This window comes from Bartonella florencae (assembly GCF_000312525.1).
Classification (GTDB): domain Bacteria; phylum Pseudomonadota; class Alphaproteobacteria; order Rhizobiales; family Rhizobiaceae; genus Bartonella; species Bartonella florencae.
In genome coordinates, this window is the sequence record NZ_HE997452.1 from 574,232 (window position 1) to 575,749 (window position 1,518).

Annotated in this window: 1 protein-coding gene; it reads right to left on the reverse strand. The window is 42.2% G+C overall.

Translation table 11 applies throughout. The features are described from left to right. Positions 1-311: 311 nt before the first annotated feature. Positions 312-809: a 5-(carboxyamino)imidazole ribonucleotide mutase gene (purE, locus tag BN202_RS05320; protein WP_019219568.1), complete on the reverse strand. Its 498-nt coding sequence runs from the start codon at positions 807-809 to the stop codon at positions 312-314. Positions 810-1,518: the final 709 nt, after the last annotated feature.

Here is a 1,518-nt window from a genome sequence, read left to right on the forward strand (position 1 = left end):
TTTGCATATCTGTGGAGGTGTTGGGCGCGAATATGTTGTTGGTGGATGCGTGTGTGCTGGGTGCACTGGGTGTGGGGGCGTTTTGTCCACCTGATGCTAGGGTGTGATTTTGGTTCTGCGTATTGGTGGTATGGATTGTGGCAGCAGCGTTGTGGGCTGTTTGCATATCTGTGGAGGTATTGGGCGCGAATATGTTGGTGGTGGATGCGTGTGTGCTGGGTGCACTGGGTGTGGGTGTTTTGAGGGCGAAGGTGCTGAGGGTACTGAGTATAGAGGAGTTGGATGCAGATGTATCGGAAAGTTTTGTCATTTTAAACCTCAGTTACCGGAGTTTGCGCAACACTTTCCGTTTGTTTTTGGCGCCAATCTTGTAACCGTTGTGCGAGGTTGTCATCGTAAACCGCCATTACCGCTGCCGCTAAAAGCGCTGCGTTAATGGCACCTGCTTTGCCTATTGCTAATGTGCCAACCGGTATTCCCGCTGGCATTTGTACAATGGAAAGCAGAGAATCTTGACCCGATAAAGAGTGTGAGTGCACTGGAACGCCAAAAACAGGAAGAGGAGTAAGGGCGGCAAGCATACCAGGAAGATGCGCTGCACCTCCTGCACCGGCAATCAAAATTTTAAAACCTGCTGCTTTTGCTCCTTTGGCAAATTGGTAAAGGCGTTCAGGCGTGCGGTGTGCCGAAACAATATACGAAGTATGAGAAATACCAAGACTCGTTAAAATTTCCGCACTATGCTGCATCGTTTGCCAATCCGATTGGCTGCCCATTAAAATCGCTACATCACAGAATTGTTTCGTCATTTTACATCCTTTTCAACGGTTCAAGTTCAAGTGTTTAAGGCGATTCGTCATTCTTTTAAGAGTTTCTCTTCCCTTTGCAAAGTCTCTTGATCATAGAGTAACAGTTTTTCAAAGAAGATTGAAGGTAGGCAACAGACTTTACAGACAGAAGAGTTACAGAAATTTGAAGGCTTTTGCTTTTCAAGATGCTGGTCCATTCATGTAAAAGCATGCGTTATTTTCAATATGTGTAAAATATAATGGATTTTATGATGGCAAAAAATAAAAAATCTTGCAAAAAACAGAAAAATTTTCAAATTTATGGTAACTTCAAAATAAAATATTGTTGCTGTTCTTTCACATGCCCCGTTTTTATCAAAATTTTGTATAAAAAAGAGATATTTATTTTTTTTGTCTCTCTCTCAGAAGTTAAAAATTGCTCCCATTGTCTTAAAACCAGTTGCTGGTGAGGTTATAGGTATTTGCTACTGTCTTTGAGGGTGAGGGATTGCTTTGAAAGCTTGTGAAACAGCGCCCTATGCGCCAAGGGGAAAGCTATGAGATAATTGAGCTGTTTACAGAGCAGATGGGAAAGAATTTCTGTCTTTTGTGAGGAAAAAAACAAGAACAGAGCTTTGCGCATTTGGAGTGGCACTTTTTAATTTAAGTATAGATTGTTTCAAATTCACAGCGCGCGTAGGGTGTTTTTAAGAATACATAATCCATGCAG

Coding starts and splice junctions, on each gene's coding strand:
- purE (WP_019219568.1), bottom strand. CDS start 809: ATGACGAAACAATTCTGTGATGTAGCGATTTTAATGGGCAGCCAATCG.